Here is a 16,873-nt window from a genome sequence, read left to right as displayed (position 1 = left end):
AGGAATCACTCTCTCCGCTTGTTTTATAGCTCCAAAGATTGGTCAATCGTTAAAAGATGTCCTGTCTGCCCTTGTGCTTCTAAGTTTTCACAAAAGGCACCGGCATCCTGCTTGATCAAATCGAACGTATCATAATGGACCGGGACGATGGCTTTCGCTTGTAACATGTCTGCCGCAATCAAGGCATCTTCTGGTCCCATCGTATAGTTATCGCCAATCGGTAAAAAGGCAAGATCAATGTCATTGTGCGTACCATACAACGCCATATCACCGAACAGTGCCGTATCGCCGGCATGATAGATCACTTTGTCTTCGATCGTCAGTAAGAATCCAGCAGGCATCCCCATATATGTGATGGTCTGCTTCGCTTCATCGATGATGCTCGAAGAGTGGAAGGCTTGCGTCAGCTTGACTTTACCGAACGGAAATTCAAACTGTCCGCCCAGGTTCATCGGATGGACATTCAGACCTTTAAAACTGAGATACGTCGCGAGTTCGTGTGTGGCGACAATCGTCGCGCCCGTTGCTTTCGCAATCGCTTCCGCATCCAACATATGGTCAGCATGCGCATGCGTCAATAAAATGAAATCTGCTTTGACGTCTTCCGGCTTCGTCATCGCCTGATCGTTGCCGCTGAAAAACGGATCAATCACGATATGTTGTCCGTTCGTTTCGATGGTTACGGTAGACTGTCCATGATAAGTCAACTTCATCTAAAAAGACCTCCTGAGATTATGATAACAACAGAAAGATTAGTTCCCTTCTCCCCACGCACATAAACCTTTCATCGCCGGTTGCAGCGTATAGGCGGCATCTGTCAACCGGTACTCGACATGCAAGACTGCTTCATCGAATTCAATCCGTTCGACCATCCCGAGCCGTTCGAGTTCCTTTAGTTGATCCGTCAAAACCTTCCTTGAAATGCCCGGAATTGACCGATGCAATTCTAGAAAACGTTTCGGACCGCCCTCTAATGTGCAATATAACTGTGGACGCCATTTTCCGCCGATGATGGCGAGCGCCCGATTGACTGGAAATTGTTCTGCCGTCATTGCTACCGTCTCTCCTTCAAGTAGTTACTTTAAAGTGCGTACTATGCAATCGAGTGTATCGTAAGTTATCGTTGTCGTAAATCAAAAAGCAAAGGAGATAACAAACATGACTTATCCACGCAATTTTTCACACATCGGACTTTCGGTCCCGGATTTAGAAGCAGCGATCACATTTTATTCTGAGGTGATGGGATGGTACGTCATCATGGAACCATCCGATGTCATTGAGGATGAATCGCCGATCGGTGTCATGTGCACGGATGTATTCGGAGCAGGATGGAAAAAATTCCGCATTGCCCATATGGCAACGGGTGACCGGGTCGGGATTGAATTGTTTGAGTTCCCAAACAATGAACAACCGGAAAACAACTTTGAATTTTGGAAAACCGGTATTTTCCATTACGCGATTCAAGATCCGGATATCGAGGGCATGGTCGAAAAGATCGTCGCCCACGGCGGCAAACAACGGATGCCGATTCGGGAATACTACCCGGGTGAAAAACCGTACCGGATGGTGTACTGCGAAGATCCGTTCGGCAACCTCGTCGAACTGTATTCTCATTCATATGAATTAACCTACTCGGAAGGAGCGTATTGATGATGAAAGCATGGCTTAATGAAACCGGAACGACGGTCGAGAACTGGGTATACACGGATGTCGAAACACCGACTCCATCAGCAGGTGAAGCACTGATTCGTGTCCAGGCCGTCGCCTTGAATCCGGTCGATTATAAAGCAACGCGGAATCCCGCTTGGAGTTATCCGCATATTCCGGGTGTCGATTTGACAGGCGTCGTCGAACAAGTGGGACCGGACGTAACGGATATCCAAGTCGGAGAACGTGTGGCGATTCATACGAATCTTCAAAAAAATGGTGCCTTTGCGGAATATGTCGTCGTTGATGCCCGCGCTCTGGCTCACATTCCGGATGCCGTCAGCTTTACGGACGCAGCCGCGATTCTCTGCGCCGGGATGACGGCTTACGAAGCGATCCATCAAAAAATGAACACGACGGATAAACAAACGATTTTGATCCATGCCGGAGCCGGTGGTGTGGGTGGTTTTGGGATTCAACTGGCAAAACGGTTGGGGCTCAATGTCGCAACAACCGCTTCTGCTGATAATCACGATTGGGTCAAACGGCTAGGCGCTGATCTCGCGATCGATTATCGGAACGAGGATGTCACGCAGGTGATTCGCGACTGGACGAATGGACGTGGTGTCGATTTGATTTTAAATACGGTCGGACGTCAGGAAGCGACCGATGATTTGGACCGTCTCGCGTTTTCCGGTCAACTTGCTTACATCGCGGGAGGTCCAGATCTTTCCGTCGTCACACCGTTCACATTGTCGCCGTCGATTCACGAAGTCGCGCTCGCAGCCGCTTATGCGAGTAAAAATGATCGTGCGATTCGCAATCTTGGTCTGATGGCGTCGGAACTTTTACAACTCGTCGCGAACAAACAACTCGATCCCCTCGTGACGAAAGTTGTTGCTGGATCTGAGATTGCAGAATACCTTGAGTTGCTGTCAAAACGTCACGTCCGCGGAAAAATCATCGCGACATTCTAAATCAATACCTTTTTTATGTACACAAGCAGATGCACTCCTGATTGTTCAAGGGAGCGCATCTGCTTTTTCGTGCAGTTAGCCTGTCATTGGTACTTCGGCCGTTTCGTGATTTGAACCGAACGCCCGACCAGTTCAAATCCAATGGCTTGATAAATCTTATTAGAGGTCAGGTTCGACCAGTCGGTGTAAAGGGAGACCATCGGATAGCTTGTCAATAAATGATCGGCTAGACAGGCAACCAAGTAAGACGCGATGCCTTGTTTCCGCCATCTTTGAGGGGTAAAGACGTACGAAATCGTCACGCCGGAAGAGGTTGGTCGACTGGACGATGCCATCGCGAGCAATTGATTACCGTCAAACAAACCAAACAAGGTCCCCGCCTCGATATGTTTTCGAATCGTTTGTTGATTCTTCAGCCGGCTTCGTTCCGTCGCCGGTAAGGCACCGGTCTCTTTGATGAATGCCCATCCGAACCGCACCGCATCATCCGTAAAAGACGCATCGATCACACGGAATGTATAATCAAGCGCAGCAGGCGGAATCACTTTTCGTAGCGCGTAAACCCCCTGATCCATCTTGATGTGAAAAGGACTATGAGAAGCCAGTAATGGTTCGATGATCGCCTGCTCTCCGATGTATCCCGGACAGTTCAAAATCCGGGATAACTTCCGGGTTCCATCGTATGTAAAGGCGTCTCCTGCTAAAATCGCTTGCTCTTCGATCGTTTGAAGCACAACGATCGTCCGGTCTCCTTCTCGCGCAATCGCCATCAAGATTGGAATATCGCCACGTTCCAAGATTCCGAGCGGCAATTGATGAAGATCAGAACGCTGCTCAAGCAACGGAACGGCAATCTGTTTAAAACTTTCGTAATCACGATAATGAGTCAACATCTGAAAAACCACTCCTTTTCTCTTTTTCCAGTGTATCAAAAAAAAGAAGCGGACAACGCATTCGTCTGGTTTTTGACGGAATCGTCCGGAGACCGGTCGTCCATGCCATAAAAAATACTCGTTGCACGCACCACTAGCGAAACAGCGCGTGACAAACGAGTCATTTTTTGGGGATCAACATGTGATATTCTACTTTTTACGGTCAGTTTTGTTTCGCGGCCACCATGAACGCTTCACTCCATTTGACCGGATCGATGGCCCAGTCTTGCAGACGTTCCTGTTCTTCCCGCGAAATGTAGGATGTCTCGACAGCAGTCTCAAGCAATTCGGAAAATGTCAGCAAAGCATCCGCGTTAACTTGGGCATCCTCTAGATTTTTCATTAATCGTGTCATCCCATAAGAGAAAATCGCTTGAATCCGCACGACGGTTGCGCCCGCTGCTTTGACCGCTTGTGTCGCTTCAATCGAAGACATGCCGGTCGACAACAAATCCTCAATGACGACGACGCGTTGCCCCGCTTCGATCCGCCCCTCAATTTGATTTCCCTTTCCGTGTGCTTTCGCGCTGCCCCGGACATAAATCATCGGCAGACCCAGTCGCTCCGCAACGAGTGCCGCATGGGGAATTCCGGCTGTCGCCGTTCCGGCAATCACATCGACGTGCAACGGTTTGATTCGTTCTGCGAGTAAATCCGCAATCAATGTTCGAACGTCGGGACTCGACAACGTCAAACGGTTGTCACAATAAATCGGTGAGCGTAAACCACTTGCCCACGTATACGGTGTATTTGGCGCAAGCGTCACGGCTTCGATATCGAGTAATGCTTTAGCGAGTTGATTCATTGTTTGATCCCCTTCCATTGTGTCAGTAATATTTCATACATCTGTTTTGGATCTGCTGCCTGTGTGATGGCACGTCCAATGACGAGATCCGTTGCCCCGTATTGTCTCGCATCCATGACGGTCGCAATCCGTTTCTGGTCATCCGCTTCCGTGCCAGCTGGTCGGATGCCCGGTGTGACGAACTGGAAACCCGTCCGACAAACGGATTTGAGGGTCGGTGTATCCAGCGCCGAACAGACGACGCCATCTAATTCCGCCTGCTCCGCTTGCTGCGCATACCGGGTAACGACCTTGTCCATGGCATGGGGAATCATCAAGTCGGTTAACATTGCCTGATCCGTCGACGTCAGTTGGGTGACGGCGATCAATCGAGTGGTCGAGGACGTTTCACGTAAGCCTTCCAGCGCAGCCCGCATCATCGTCTCTCCACCTGCTGCGTGGACATTCGTCAGCTCGACTCCGAGTTGACCAATAACACGCATTGTACGACGTGCCGTCTCCGGAATATCATGAACTTTCAAGTCCAAGAATACGGCATGTCCTTGACGCGTCAGGTGGCGGACAAAGGCCGGACCTTCGGCATAATAAAGCTCCATCCCGACCTTGACGGCCGGACGATACGGCGCTAATTTGTTTAAAAATCGTTCGACGTCTGCTGCTGACTGAAAATCAAGCGCGATGTAAAGTTGCCCCATATGCTTTCCCCCTGATGTCTAGAATGTGTTCGATTCCTAATTCATCCATCCGTTTTGGCAGAGCTGAAATCAATTCCTGACAGATGAACGGATTGACGAAGTTGGCTGTCCCGACCGCTACAGCGGACGCGCCCGCATAAATCATCTCAAGGACATCATCGACTTCCATGACACCACCCATCCCGATGATCGGAATCTCGACCGCTTGGGCGACGTCATGAATCATTCGGACAGCAATCGGTTTGATTGCCGGTCCGGACAATCCGCCGATTCGATTAGCAAGAATCGGTTGACCCGTCCGGACGTCAATCCGCATGCCGACTAATGTATTGATCATCGTCAGCCCATCTGCTCCCGCCTGTTCGACTGCTTGTGCCATCTCGACGATCGAGGTGACATTTGGTGATAATTTCACGTAGACGGGTTTGTCCGAGACGGCTTTGACCCGTTTGGTCAACTCCGCCGCCATCATCGGATCCGTTCCAAACTGCATCCCTCCAGATTTGACGTTCGGACAAGAGATATTCAGTTCGATGGCTTTGACGACAGGATCTTGACTGATTCGTCTCGTCACGGTCTCATACTCTTCTGCTGTCGATCCTGCGACGTTGGCGATGACTTCCGTATCAAACTGACTGAGAAACGGCAACTTATGTGCGATGATGCCGTCAACGCCTGGATTTTGTAAGCCGATGGCATTCAGCATCCCCATCCCGCTCTCCGCGACACGTGGTGTCGGATTGCCATAGCGTTCTTCTCCCGTCGCTGCTTTGATCATGATGCCACCTAGCAATGATAAATCATATAATTTTGCGAACTCTTCTCCGAATCCGAAACAACCGGACGCCGGGATGATCGGATTCTTTAAATTCAGACCGGGTAAAGTGACGTGCAGACGATTCATAAAATCACCTCTTCTGCCCGGAAAACCGGACCGTCGGAACAGGTCTTGACGTAGTGCCCATCCGGCGTCGGACATACACAGGCAAAACAAGCGCCAATCCCACAGCCCATTCGATTTTCAATCGATAAAAACTTGTGTTCGATCGAAATATGTTGGACGGAACGTAACATCGGTTCCGGTCCGCAGGCAAACAACGTGTCAAACCGATTTGGCTCGAGTGCCGCTGTCACGAATCCTCTGATTCCCGCTGTCCCGTCGACCGTCGTCACCGTCGTCGGACCAAGCGCTCGGAATTCGTCTTCATAAAAGACACTGGACGCCGTATCGAATCCTAAAATCGCTTCGCAGGCAATTCCCCGTTCGACCAGTTTTCGCATCGTATAGTACAGTGGCGGGACCCCAATCCCACCACCTACAAGAACAATCCGGGCCTCGCGCGCGACATGATGGACAGGAAATCCATTACCGAGCGGACCAAGGGCATCAATCTGATCTCCCGGACGTAATCGGGCGAGTTCCTTTGTTCCTTGACCAATTTCCTTAAATAAGAAGGTGATCAAGTCCCCTTCGACGTTTGCGATCGAGATTGGTCGACGTAATAACGGACCGACCCGCAAATGCATGAAGCGACCCGGTTCGATGTCTGCCACTTCAGGCAGACGACAGATTAATTCTGTCGCTCCTGTTGCGATTTGTCGTCGTGTCACGACGGTCAGGAGTTGAATCATCGAGTCACCGCCTTTTTCATGTAGTCGAACTGCTGAATCGGACTGGCTTCAAAGGACAGACTTTCGATGACCCGTAACAACGCTTCCGCCGTATCAAGTGAGGTCAGGCAGACGACGTTATTTTCTGCAGCTGCTCGGCGAATAATAAATCCATCTTTTGTGACTTGGGAGTCACGACTCATCGTATTGATGACATACTCGACTTCAGCCTTTTCGATCAGATCAAGCATCGATCCTTTTTCTGAACCGATTTTTCCAACGACTTGGACTCGTAATCCCTGTTCGGATAAGAATCCTGCCGTTCCGGCTGTTGCTAGGAGCGTGAATCCAAGCGCCGTAAACCGTTTAGCGAGATTGAGCATCTCTTGTTTATCTTGGTCCGCGACAGTCATTAGGACCCGGCCATGTTCTGGGATGGCCATCCCGGATGCCAGCAATCCTTTATAGAGTGCTTTTTCAAGTGTCCGGTCTGTTCCGATGACTTCACCGGTCGATTTCATTTCCGGTCCGAGCGATGGATCCACCTCTTTTAATTTCGCAAACGAGAAGACGGGTACTTTGACGGAGACAAGTTCTTCTTCCGGTAAGACACCACTCGACAAGCCATAAGACGCAAGTGTCTCTCCTAAAATGACGTTCGTTGCGAGCCGGGCGACCGGCAGTCCAGTGACTTTCGAGATGAACGGCACGGTTCGACTCGCCCGCGGATTGACTTCGAGAACATACAGCTCCCCGTCCGCGAACACGAATTGAATGTTGAGTAATCCTTTAATCCGGAACGCTTTGGCAATTCGTGTCGTATAGTCGACGATTAAGTCTTTGATCGATTGCGGCACCCGTTGCGGCGGATAGACACCAATCGAGTCACCGGAGTGAACCCCTGCCCGTTCGATATGTTCCATGATCCCTGGTATCACGACATCTTCTCCGTCGCAAATCGCATCGACTTCCAGTTCCATCCCCGTCACATACCGATCGACGAGAACCGGCCGTTCCGGTGAGGCAATGACGGCATGTTTCATATAATGTTCCAGTTCTTGTTGCCCATAGACGATTTCCATCGCACGTCCTCCCAGCACATAAGACGGTCGAACGAGAACCGGATAACCGAGTCCCTCTGCTGCTGCGGTCGCCTCTGCGACCGTGACTGCTGTTTTCCCAGGAGGTTGTGGGATTCCTAGCTGCGTCAAAGCGGCTTCAAACTGTTTCCGGTCTTCCGCCCGGTCTAAGTCTTCTAATGCCGTCCCCAGAATCGTGACACCTTCTGCTTCCAGCGATTCTGCGAGGTTGATCGCCGTCTGCCCTCCAAACTGAACGATGACACCGAGTGGTTGTTCATTTCGAATGACCTCTAACACATCTTCCGTCGTCAACGGTTCAAAATACAGGCGGTCGGAAATGGAGAAGTCCGTTGAGACCGTTTCGGGGTTGTTATTGACGATGATGGCTTCATAGCCCGCTTCTCGAATCGCTTGGATCGAATGGACAGTGGCATAGTCGAACTCGACCCCCTGCCCAATCCGGATAGGTCCTGAACCTAAGACGAGTATGGAAGGACGTGTCGTCGGCATCGCTTCATTCTCGACCTCGTATGTCCCGTAATAATAAGGGGTATCAGAAGCAAACTCAGCAGCACACGTATCGACCATTTTATAGACCGGATGCAAGCCTGCGTCATTTCGAAGGTGCCGGATTTCAGCCTCTGTTTGGTTCGCGACCCGTGCGAGCATCACATCACTGAACCCGTAACGTTTCGCGTGACGAAGACGTTCTGCTGTCAATCCCTGTTCGATGATGTCCTGTTCGATCCGGTGGATATGATGGAGTTTTTCTAAAAAGAGCCGATCGATGCTCGTCCACTCATGTAACTGGTCGACCGAATACCCCCGTTCAATTCCGGCATATAGCGCAAACAGTCGTTCGTCTGTCGCTTTGACGATTTGACGGTGCAGGTCGGCCTCCTCCATTTCAGCGAAACGAGTCATATGCAAGTCTGACTGTCCGATCTCGAGTGACCGAACCGCTTTGAGCAAGGCTTCTTCCATCGTCCGCCCCATCGCCATGACTTCACCTGTCGCCTTCATCTGTGTCCCAAGTGTCCGGTCCGCTGACTCGAACTTATCAAACGGCCAACGTGGAATCTTCGCGACGACATAGTCGAGTGCTGGTTCAAACGAAGCAAAACTGGTTTCCGTGATTGGATTCTTTAATTCCGATAACGCGTAACCAACGGCGATTTTAGCCGCTAGTTTCGCGATCGGATAGCCCGTTGCTTTAGAGGCAAGCGCAGATGAACGAGAGACCCGTGGATTCACTTCGATGACATAATACGTGAAGCTCGTTGGGTCGAGGGCAAACTGGATATTACAGCCTCCTTCGATCCCAAGCGCCCGAATGATGTCGAGCGAGACGTTTCGCATCATCTGGTAATCCCGGTCTGATAACGTTTGTGTCGGAGCAAAGACGATCGAATCTCCTGTATGGATTCCGACAGGATCAAAGTTCTCCATCGCACAGACGATGATCGCTTGATTCGTCCCGTCTCGCATGACTTCGAACTCGACTTCCTTCATGCCGGCAATTGATTTTTCGAGTAAGACTTGTGTCGCAGGACTCGCCTTGAGTCCGCCTTCGACGATTCGGATGAATTCATCCATCGTCTCCGCAATCCCACCACCCGTTCCGCCCAGCGTATAGGCCGGACGGATGATGATCGGAAGACCGATCTTGGCACAAAATTGTTCTGCTTCTTCAACCGTATGCACGATTTCACTTTCCGGGACACCATGACCGAGTCGGAACATCAATTTTCTGAACAAATCACGATCTTCAGCTTCTTCGATTGCCGATAATTTTGTTCCCAGCAGTTCGACGCCATACTCTGCTAAAACACCCAGTCGATCCAGTTCAACCGCGAGATTCAATCCCGTTTGTCCGCCGAGGGTCGCAAGTAAGGCATCGGGACGTTCTTTCCGGATGATGCGGGCGACGAATTCTGCTTGTAACGGTTCGATATACACTCGGTCCGCTACTGTCGGATCCGTCATGATCGTCGCAGGATTGGAGTTAACGAGAATGACTTCGTATCCTTCTTCCTTCAACGCTTGACAGGCTTGTGTTCCCGCATAATCAAATTCTGCCGCTTGTCCGATGACAATTGGACCGGACCCGATAACGAGAATCTTTTGAATATCTTGACGTTTAGGCATGAGAGACCTCCTGTTGATTCGTGATTTCTGTTAAAAACTGATCAAATAAATCATTGGCATCCATCGGACCTGGCGACGCTTCCGGGTGATACTGGACGGAAAAGACCGGATGGATGGTATGACGGATTCCTTCTACCGTCCCATCGTTGATTGCACGATGGGTCCACTGCAATTCCAAACCGCTAAGGGATTGCGCATCGACGGCGTACCCATGGTTTTGTGAAGTGATACTGACTTGACCCGTCCGAAGATCCTCGACCGGATGATTAGCACCCCGGTGACCAAACGGTAACTTAAACGTATCGGCCCCGTGTGCCAAGGCAATCAATTGATGTCCAAGACAAATCCCGAAGATGACGACTTGACCCGTCAGTTCTTGAATCAAAGGAATCGCTGTCGGGACGTCTTTCGGATTCCCAGGTCCGTTCGATAACATCACCCCATCCGGGACGTATCGTAACACTTCTTTTGAGGTCACATCGTGTGGGACGACGACGACTTCGCAACCACGTCGGACCAGTTCCCGGATGATTCCCAATTTTGCCCCAAAATCAACGAGGACGATTCGTGGACCCGCACCGGGGATGATATACGCCCGCTCCGTCGAAGCCCGTTTGACCTGATCGGTCGTGAGTTTCATCTGCTGAATCCGTTCCAGTTGTTCTGCCAATTCATACTCACCATCGACAAGCAGTCCCCGCATGACACCTTTTGACCGGAGATGGCGTGTCAACTGGCGCGTGTCAATTCCCGTCAGACCGGGGATGTTGAATTCAAGTAATGCTTCTGCGAGAGACGTCTGTGAACGGAAGTTCGACGGCGTCTGACAAACTTCACGCACAATCAAGGCTTTCGCGAGTGGTTGGGTCGTTTCATAATCATCACGATTCATTCCATAATTTCCGATCAATGGATTGGTTAAAACAATCATTTGGTCGCAATAAGAGGGATCCGATAACATCTCTTGATAACCCGTCATCCCGGTCTGAAAAACGACCTCTCCCATCGTCACTTCACTTGACCCAAATGCTTCTCCTTCAAAAATCATTCCATCCTCCAAAATCAATGTACGCTTAGACATGTGTCATTTCCCCCTTGAATACGATTTTCCCACCAACGATTGTCATGACCGGATAACCGGTCAGTCGTTCGCCACGAAACGGTGTATTTTTCCCTTTCGAGAGAAACTGTTCCGGCTGTACCGTCCGGGTCATCTTTAGATCAAGCAAGACAAGATCTGCTGGTGCGCCGACTTCAATCCGACCGTATGGTAAAGCAAACAAGTCAGCCGGTCTGCGTGACATCCCGTCCAACAGACGTTCGAGTGGCAGGATGCCCGGTTTGACCAGTTTCGTATACAGTAACGGGAAAGCTGTCTCAAATCCCGTAATCCCAAACGGTGCGCGTTCGATGCCAAGTGCCTTTTCATCTGCTGCATGCGGTGCGTGATCGGTGGCGATGCAATCAATCGTCCCATCGAGTAACCCGTCCAGTAAGGCTTGGCGATCAGCCCCGCTCCGGAGTGGGGGATTCATCTTGAAGTTCGGATCACGTCCGACGATCTCATCCTCCGTCAGTACGAGATGATGTGGTGTGACTTCAGCAGTCACATGGATACCCGCTCGTTTCGCATCCCGGATGATACGAACGGATTCTTTTGTCGAGACGTGGCAGACATGATAGTGACACCCCGTCGCTTCTGCGATCAAGACATCCCTTGCGATATGGATGCTTTCGGCGAGTGAAGGAATTCCTTGTAATCCTTCTCGCCGGCTGTATGCCCCTTCGTGGACGCATCCTGCCTTAAGGGAATCATCTTCACAATGGGCAATGATGCTTTTATTGAGGGCAGCTGCCCGTGTCATGGCTTCGCGCATGACGGCAGCACTTTGGACACCCACTCCGTCATCCGTAAAGGCGAAAGCATCGGTCAACTGTTCGAACGCGACGAGTTCTTGCCCTAGCTGATTTTTTGAAATCGCCGCATAAGGGAAAACACGGACAGAGGCCGTTTCCTCAATCTTTTTAAAGAGCGCATCCAACGTTTCTCGGTCGTCTGGTACCGGTCTTGTATTGGGCATCGGACAGATTGTCGTAAATCCGCCTGCTGCCGCTGCTGCCGTCCCGGTCGCGATCGTCTCCTTATGTTCGCCACCTGGTTCCCGTAAGTGGACATGAATATCGACAAATCCTGGTGCTACGAGGTAATCATTGGCGTCGATTACTTGATCAGTTTCAATCGGTGTCGCATCCAACTCCGTAAAGATTCCGTTTTCGATTCGGATGCTTGATTCTTGAAGCTGACCTTCTTTATACCACTTTGCATGATCGATTCGGATTGCCATCTTAAATCGTCTCCTTTGTTGTCTGCTGATTAAATGCTCGTTCTAAAATCGCCATCCGGGCGAATACCCCGTTCGTCATCTGCTCAAAAATCCGTGATTGTGGATGTTCGACGAGTTCTTCGGCAATTTCAACACCACGATTGATGGGAGCGGGATGTAAGATGATGGCGCTTGGACGAAGCTGTTCCATCCGTTTGCGGGTCAATCCGTAGTGCAGATGATAATCCGTTGCACGAAAGTCTTGATCGGCAAGATGACGTTCGTGCTGGACGCGGAGCAACATGATGATGTCGCTACTTGCAAACGCCTCGTCAATCTCTCGGTATTCGATTCCCATCGTCTCATCGAACCATTCGCGAGGACCAGACCCAATCACCGTTGCCCCTAATCGTTGTAAGACATGGGCATTGGATCTTGCGACACGGCTATGTCTGAGATCTCCGCAGATGACCACTGTCTTGTCGATCACATTGCCATACACTTCATACATCGTCATCAAGTCGAGTAACGACTGTGTCGGATGTTGTCCGCTTCCGTCTCCTGCATTGATGATCGGGATTGACAAATGATGTTGTAACTGTTCGTAATAGCCGGTCTCCCCATGACGGATGACGAGTGCATCGACTCCGATCGCTTGTAACGTTTTACACGTATCGAGTAACGTTTCACCTTTTTGAACAGAAGAGGTTGCTGTCTCGAACGGCAGGACATGTAGTCCGAGGTGATGCTCTGCCATGTCAAACGAACATTTGGTGCGTGTCGAATGTTCGAAAAATAAGTTGGCGACGGTTTTCGTCGGAATCGGTTGGACGGGCGCTCCTTGTTTCAGTTGCAGTCCCCGCTCAATCAACCGTTCAATCTCCTTTGTCGATAGTTCATCAAGACTCGTAAAATGGGCAATCTGTTGTCGTGTCTGCATCGTTTTCTCTCCTTTGGGCCGCAAAAAAGCGCACCTTCTGATGTGAAGGTGCGCTGAAGAAGACAGGTGTCACCACCTGCTTCTGAAGGGCCTCCACTTTATCGTTCTCTCTGGAACGTCTTAAAAGTCGTTAGCTGCTCGATTCGATTGTACAGTCTCTTGTTCCAGTTGTTCTTCTACGACCGGCGTTTTCGGTAGGACCAAGTTCAGAATGACGCCAAGAACCGTTGCCAGTGCCATGCCTTCTAAAGAGAAGTCACCCACTTTCAGGGCGGCACCACCGATCCCAATGACCAGGATGACGGCCGTGATCGTCAAGTTTCGTTTGTCTGCAAGGTCGACCTTACTTTCAACCAATGTCCGGAGACCGTTTGACGCGATGACACCAAACAATAGGATGCTGATGCCGCCCATGACTGGTGTCGGAATCGTTTTGATGAATCCTTCGACATAACCGAGGAATCCGAAGCTGATCGCAAGAACGGCTGCTCCCCCGAGGACAAAGACGCTGTATACGCGGGTGATGGCCATGACGCCATTGTTTTCACCGTATGTCGTAACCGGTGGTCCACCGAGCATTGAGGCAATCGTCTTCGCCAATCCGTCTCCGAGAACTGTCCGGTGCATTCCCGGATCAAGAAGCGTCTCGCGCCCGATAATCCGTGATGTCACTTTCTGTTCTCCGATGTGTTCTGTCAATGTAACCAGTGTGACCGGGACGATGAGCGCAAGAGCTGCCCAGTTCAAGGTTGGCGAGTAATCCAGGAACGGTACCGTAAAGTTCGGAATCTGGAAGAAGCTTGCTTGTTTCAGTGAAGTGAAATCGACGATTCCCACAGCGACGGCGACCAGATATCCCGTCAGGATACCAAACAGGATTGGCACCGTACTCCACATTCCTTTGAAGTACGTCATCGCAAGCAAGGTCACGGCAAGTGTCGTCAAGGCGACGAAGAACAAGGTGCTGCTGTAGTTACCGTCCGCATCATTCATCGCCATGTTGACGGCCGTCGGAGCGAGCGATAAACCGATGACCATGATGACAGGTCCGATGACGACCGGCGGCAAGAGTTTCATCAGCCAACCGACACCTGTATAGGTGATGATGAGTGAAACCAGTCCGTAGACCAGTCCTGCGACCATCCCGCCGACAAGCGCATCTTCCACTCCCCAGCGTTCACTGACAGCAATGATCGGGACGATATAGGCAAAACTCGAGCCTAAGTATGTTGGGACTTTGAAGCGTGTGACGGCGAGGAAAATCAAGGTGCCGACTCCACTTGCGACGAGGGCGACGGATGTGTTTAATCCCGTCAATAACGGAACAAGAACCGTCGCGCCAAACATCGCGAAGACATGTTGCAGGCTGAGCATCAGCCACTGAAGGGGGTGTTTCGGTCGTTCTTGTACATCAAGAACCGCTGTGTGGGTTTTCATAAGGATAACTCCCTTTCTGGTCTCTCTGGACCACCTTAAAGGTATTTGTGTTTAACGTTTGATAAATACTTGATCAGCGTCATCGACTTCAGATAAGGCGACGACGACTTGTTCTTCACGTGATGTCGGGACATTCTTCCCGATAAAATCTGGTCGAATCGGAAGCTCCCGGTGTCCCCGGTCGACGAGGACCGCCAACTGGATCATGCTCGGGCGTCCATGGTCGACGAGTGCGTCCATCGCGGCACGGACGGTCCGTCCGGTGTAGAGGACATCATCGACGAGAACGATGATTTTTCCTGTCACCGTCTCCGGCATGTCTGTTCCTTTGATTTCCGGCTCAAGGCTTTTTTTCGATAAGTCATCCCGGTACATCGAGATATCGACGACACCGAGTAAAACCGGTTTTCCTTCAATCTGTTCGATCCGTTTCGCTAGGCGACGAGCCAATGTCTCGCCTCGTGTCTTGATGCCGACAATCATCAATTGGTCGATTCCTTTGTTACGTTCGATGATTTCATGGGCAATCCGTGTCAACGCACGACTGATTGCAGCTTCATCTAAAATGACGGATGGTTTCATGATAGCTCCTTTCTCAAAAAAAACCTCCTGCTTAAAGTCGCAGGAGGTTGTTGAAGACAGACGTGTATGGTAGCGTCGTGCTACACATTTTTACACAAATGAAGTGTCTCCCTTTCGTAGCCTCTCCGGACTCGTTTAAAGGTGTGCTATTGGTAGGATCGTCAACGCGGACGACCGATTTGTGAGGCAGATGTCTCGCATCGCTCTCTAGGTGTTACTCTACCGTTTTATCAGAAAAACGTCAAGACTCTAGTTCAAGTTTTTTTAACTGACCGATCTCAAACGTCATCTCTTCTGGTAATGGTGCCTCGAAATGTAACATCTCACCAGTCCGCGGATGCTTGAACCCAAGAACAGCGGCATGAAGCGCCTGTCCGTTCATTTTCATCGTCTTCCGTGGTCCATATTTCGGATCCCCCGCAAGCGGGAAACCGATGTAACGCATATGGACACGAATCTGGTGTGTCCGTCCCGTTTCGAGTTTACATTCGACGACGGTAAATCCTTCATAGCGTTCGAGAACACGGAAGTGCGTCACGGCAGCTTTTGAATTTTTATCCGTCACCGTCATCCGTTGGCGGTCGTTTTTGTCACGACCGACAGGCGCTTCGATCGTTCCCAGTTCATGGGGGATCTCCCCATGCACTAACGCGATATAAAGACGTTCCGTCGTCTTGTCTTTTAGTTGTTGCGCAAGTGATTCATGTGCCAAGTCATTTTTAGCAACCATCAAGAGACCGGACGTATCCTTATCAATCCGGTGGACGATCCCGGGACGTTTTACCCCGTTGATGCCGGATAAATCCTGGCAGTGGTGAAGTAACGCATTGACGAGTGTCCCGGATACATGTCCTGCTGCCGGATGGACGACCATGCCTTTTGGTTTATTGATGACGATGACGTCACCGTCTTCATAGACGACGTCAAGCGGGATGTTTTCCGGTAATACTTCCAGTTCAACCGCTTCCGGTATCCGAACGAGGATTTCTTCCGTTCCGGACATCTTATAGTTCGGTTTGACGATTCGACCGTCGACTTCGACATGACCTGCTTTTAACCAATCCTGGACTTGTGAACGTGACCAGTCTTGTTGTTCGGCCAACCATTTATCGATTCGTCCTGTTGCACCATTGGCTTTTACAGCCCATTCATTTTGTTCATTCATTAATCAATCGTTCCCTTCTTAGTCAAACGCTCTTCAAACATGACGCTGATCAGCATCAAAATCACCCCAAACGTCAAACAGACGTCTGCGACATTGAATATCGGAAAATTATACCCGAACGGATAAAAATGAAAAAAGTCGACGACTTCTCCACGCGCCATCCGATCGATGAAATTTCCGATTGCCCCACCTAATAACAAGGCGACGCTCCAAGCAAATACTTTGTTTTGAGTTCCTTCTTTATACAGAAAATAAATCAATCCGATGACGACAACGACGGTGATCAAAAAGAAAAAACCAAACTTCCCTTCGAGCATTCCCCATGCCGCGCCACGATTCCGGTATGAATTCAGATAAAAGAAATTCGGAATGATCTCAATCGCCTGACCAATCGTCATCTGTTGGACGACGATCCATTTCGTCAGTTGATCCACTCCTACGAGTACAGCAGCAATCGCTAAGTAAAGCCACATTCTTTTTTTCCTCCACATCAAAAAAATAGTGAAGGACCGCTACGAAGTCGCCGTA

The 16,873-nt window shown here is 50.3% G+C and carries 17 protein-coding genes; 2 read left to right on the top strand and 15 right to left on the bottom strand.

Features of this window, described 5'->3' with window-relative positions:
* Positions 1-23: 23 nt before the first annotated feature.
* Together KNQ13_RS06195 and KNQ13_RS06190 are read right to left on the bottom strand one after the other, a co-directional pair.
* Positions 24-713 carry a metal-dependent hydrolase gene (locus KNQ13_RS06195; RefSeq protein WP_014970737.1) on the bottom strand — a complete coding sequence of 230 codons (690 nt, stop codon included), beginning with the start codon at positions 711-713 and terminating at the stop codon, positions 24-26.
* Positions 714-752: 39 nt separating this feature from the next.
* Entirely contained in the window at positions 753-1,052 is a 300-nt protein-coding gene (locus KNQ13_RS06190; protein WP_014970738.1) for a winged helix-turn-helix transcriptional regulator, read from the bottom strand.
* A gap of 106 nt (positions 1,053-1,158) precedes the next feature.
* Here KNQ13_RS06190 and KNQ13_RS06185 point away from each other — a divergent pair, with 106 nt between their 5' ends.
* Together KNQ13_RS06185 and KNQ13_RS06180 are read left to right on the top strand one after the other, a co-directional pair.
* Complete coding sequence (locus tag KNQ13_RS06185) at positions 1,159-1,650, top strand: lactoylglutathione lyase family protein (protein WP_014970739.1); 492 nt, start codon at positions 1,159-1,161, stop codon at positions 1,648-1,650.
* A gap of 2 nt (positions 1,651-1,652) precedes the next feature.
* Positions 1,653-2,624, top strand: coding sequence for a zinc-binding dehydrogenase (locus KNQ13_RS06180; RefSeq protein WP_026829887.1), 972 nt, complete (start codon positions 1,653-1,655; stop codon positions 2,622-2,624).
* An 83-nt stretch (positions 2,625-2,707) separates the two neighbouring features.
* Here KNQ13_RS06180 and KNQ13_RS06175 read toward each other — a convergent pair whose 3' ends face one another.
* The 13 genes from KNQ13_RS06175 to lspA all read right to left on the bottom strand — a co-directional run bounded on the left by KNQ13_RS06175 (position 2,708) and on the right by lspA (position 16,818).
* Positions 2,708-3,517: a GNAT family N-acetyltransferase gene (locus tag KNQ13_RS06175; RefSeq protein WP_014970741.1), complete on the bottom strand. Its 810-nt coding sequence runs from the start codon at positions 3,515-3,517 to the stop codon at positions 2,708-2,710.
* Between the two features lie 202 nt (positions 3,518-3,719).
* A complete protein-coding gene (gene pyrE / locus KNQ13_RS06170; RefSeq protein WP_026829888.1) occupies positions 3,720-4,361 on the bottom strand; it encodes an orotate phosphoribosyltransferase in 642 nt (213 codons plus the stop codon).
* Entirely contained in the window at positions 4,358-5,056 is a 699-nt protein-coding gene (gene pyrF / locus KNQ13_RS06165; protein WP_026829889.1) for an orotidine-5'-phosphate decarboxylase, read from the bottom strand. The genes pyrE and pyrF overlap by 4 nt, the downstream gene beginning before the upstream one ends.
* A complete protein-coding gene (locus KNQ13_RS06160) occupies positions 5,031-5,960 on the bottom strand; it encodes a dihydroorotate dehydrogenase (protein WP_014970745.1) in 930 nt (309 codons plus the stop codon). The genes pyrF and KNQ13_RS06160 overlap by 26 nt, the downstream gene beginning before the upstream one ends.
* The gene (locus KNQ13_RS06155; RefSeq protein WP_014970746.1) at positions 5,957-6,688 is read right to left on the bottom strand and encodes a dihydroorotate dehydrogenase electron transfer subunit; all 732 of its coding nucleotides are present in this window, start codon (positions 6,686-6,688) and stop codon (positions 5,957-5,959) included. Before KNQ13_RS06155 ends, KNQ13_RS06160 begins: the two co-directional genes overlap by 4 nt.
* Positions 6,685-9,897: a carbamoyl-phosphate synthase large subunit gene (carB, locus tag KNQ13_RS06150; protein WP_026829890.1), complete on the bottom strand. Its 3,213-nt coding sequence runs from the start codon at positions 9,895-9,897 to the stop codon at positions 6,685-6,687. The genes KNQ13_RS06155 and carB overlap by 4 nt, the downstream gene beginning before the upstream one ends.
* Positions 9,890-10,978 carry a carbamoyl phosphate synthase small subunit gene (locus tag KNQ13_RS06145; RefSeq protein ID WP_014970748.1) on the bottom strand — a complete coding sequence of 363 codons (1,089 nt, stop codon included), beginning with the start codon at positions 10,976-10,978 and terminating at the stop codon, positions 9,890-9,892. Before KNQ13_RS06145 ends, carB begins: the two co-directional genes overlap by 8 nt.
* Entirely contained in the window at positions 10,971-12,242 is a 1,272-nt protein-coding gene (locus KNQ13_RS06140; protein WP_014970749.1) for a dihydroorotase, read from the bottom strand. The genes KNQ13_RS06145 and KNQ13_RS06140 overlap by 8 nt, the downstream gene beginning before the upstream one ends.
* Position 12,243: 1 nt before the next feature.
* Positions 12,244-13,143: an aspartate carbamoyltransferase catalytic subunit gene (locus tag KNQ13_RS06135; protein ID WP_026829891.1), complete on the bottom strand. Its 900-nt coding sequence runs from the start codon at positions 13,141-13,143 to the stop codon at positions 12,244-12,246.
* A 138-nt stretch (positions 13,144-13,281) separates the two neighbouring features.
* Positions 13,282-14,598, bottom strand: a complete 1,317-nt coding sequence (locus KNQ13_RS06130) for a uracil-xanthine permease family protein (RefSeq protein ID WP_026829892.1) — start codon at positions 14,596-14,598, stop codon at positions 13,282-13,284.
* Between the two features lie 51 nt (positions 14,599-14,649).
* Positions 14,650-15,180 carry a bifunctional pyr operon transcriptional regulator/uracil phosphoribosyltransferase PyrR gene (pyrR, locus tag KNQ13_RS06125; protein WP_014970752.1) on the bottom strand — a complete coding sequence of 177 codons (531 nt, stop codon included), beginning with the start codon at positions 15,178-15,180 and terminating at the stop codon, positions 14,650-14,652.
* 241 nt (positions 15,181-15,421) lie between these two features.
* Entirely contained in the window at positions 15,422-16,345 is a 924-nt protein-coding gene (locus KNQ13_RS06120; protein ID WP_026829893.1) for an RluA family pseudouridine synthase, read from the bottom strand.
* On the bottom strand, positions 16,345-16,818 hold the full coding sequence (gene lspA / locus KNQ13_RS06115) for a signal peptidase II (RefSeq protein ID WP_014970754.1): 474 nt from the start codon (positions 16,816-16,818) through the stop codon (positions 16,345-16,347). The genes KNQ13_RS06120 and lspA overlap by 1 nt, the downstream gene beginning before the upstream one ends.
* Positions 16,819-16,873: the final 55 nt, after the last annotated feature.

This window comes from Exiguobacterium sp. s128, from assembly GCF_018618815.1.
Classification (GTDB): domain Bacteria; phylum Bacillota; class Bacilli; order Exiguobacteriales; family Exiguobacteriaceae; genus Exiguobacterium_A; species Exiguobacterium_A antarcticum.
This window is presented reverse-complemented; position numbering and strand designations above follow the sequence as displayed.

Excerpts from the sequence above, each read along its gene's own strand:
- KNQ13_RS06195 (WP_014970737.1), bottom strand. The coding sequence starts at position 713 with ATGAAGTTGACTTATCATGGACAGTCTACCGTAACCATCGAAACGAAC.
- KNQ13_RS06190 (WP_014970738.1), bottom strand. The coding sequence starts at position 1,052 with ATGACGGCAGAACAATTTCCAGTCAATCGGGCGCTCGCCATCATCGGC.
- KNQ13_RS06185 (WP_014970739.1), top strand. The coding sequence starts at position 1,159 with ATGACTTATCCACGCAATTTTTCACACATCGGACTTTCGGTCCCGGAT.
- KNQ13_RS06180 (WP_026829887.1), top strand. The coding sequence starts at position 1,653 with ATGAAAGCATGGCTTAATGAAACCGGAACGACGGTCGAGAACTGGGTA.
- KNQ13_RS06175 (WP_014970741.1), bottom strand. The coding sequence starts at position 3,517 with ATGTTGACTCATTATCGTGATTACGAAAGTTTTAAACAGATTGCCGTT.
- pyrE (WP_026829888.1), bottom strand. The coding sequence starts at position 4,361 with ATGAATCAACTCGCTAAAGCATTACTCGATATCGAAGCCGTGACGCTT.
- pyrF (WP_026829889.1), bottom strand. The coding sequence starts at position 5,056 with ATGGGGCAACTTTACATCGCGCTTGATTTTCAGTCAGCAGCAGACGTC.
- KNQ13_RS06160 (WP_014970745.1), bottom strand. The coding sequence starts at position 5,960 with ATGAATCGTCTGCACGTCACTTTACCCGGTCTGAATTTAAAGAATCCG.
- KNQ13_RS06155 (WP_014970746.1), bottom strand. The coding sequence starts at position 6,688 with ATGATTCAACTCCTGACCGTCGTGACACGACGACAAATCGCAACAGGA.
- carB (WP_026829890.1), bottom strand. The coding sequence starts at position 9,897 with ATGCCTAAACGTCAAGATATTCAAAAGATTCTCGTTATCGGGTCCGGT.
- KNQ13_RS06145 (WP_014970748.1), bottom strand. The coding sequence starts at position 10,978 with ATGTCTAAGCGTACATTGATTTTGGAGGATGGAATGATTTTTGAAGGA.
- KNQ13_RS06140 (WP_014970749.1), bottom strand. The coding sequence starts at position 12,242 with ATGGCAATCCGAATCGATCATGCAAAGTGGTATAAAGAAGGTCAGCTT.
- KNQ13_RS06130 (WP_026829892.1), bottom strand. The coding sequence starts at position 14,598 with ATGAAAACCCACACAGCGGTTCTTGATGTACAAGAACGACCGAAACAC.
- pyrR (WP_014970752.1), bottom strand. The coding sequence starts at position 15,180 with ATGAAACCATCCGTCATTTTAGATGAAGCTGCAATCAGTCGTGCGTTG.
- KNQ13_RS06120 (WP_026829893.1), bottom strand. The coding sequence starts at position 16,345 with ATGAATGAACAAAATGAATGGGCTGTAAAAGCCAATGGTGCAACAGGA.
- lspA (WP_014970754.1), bottom strand. The coding sequence starts at position 16,818 with ATGTGGCTTTACTTAGCGATTGCTGCTGTACTCGTAGGAGTGGATCAA.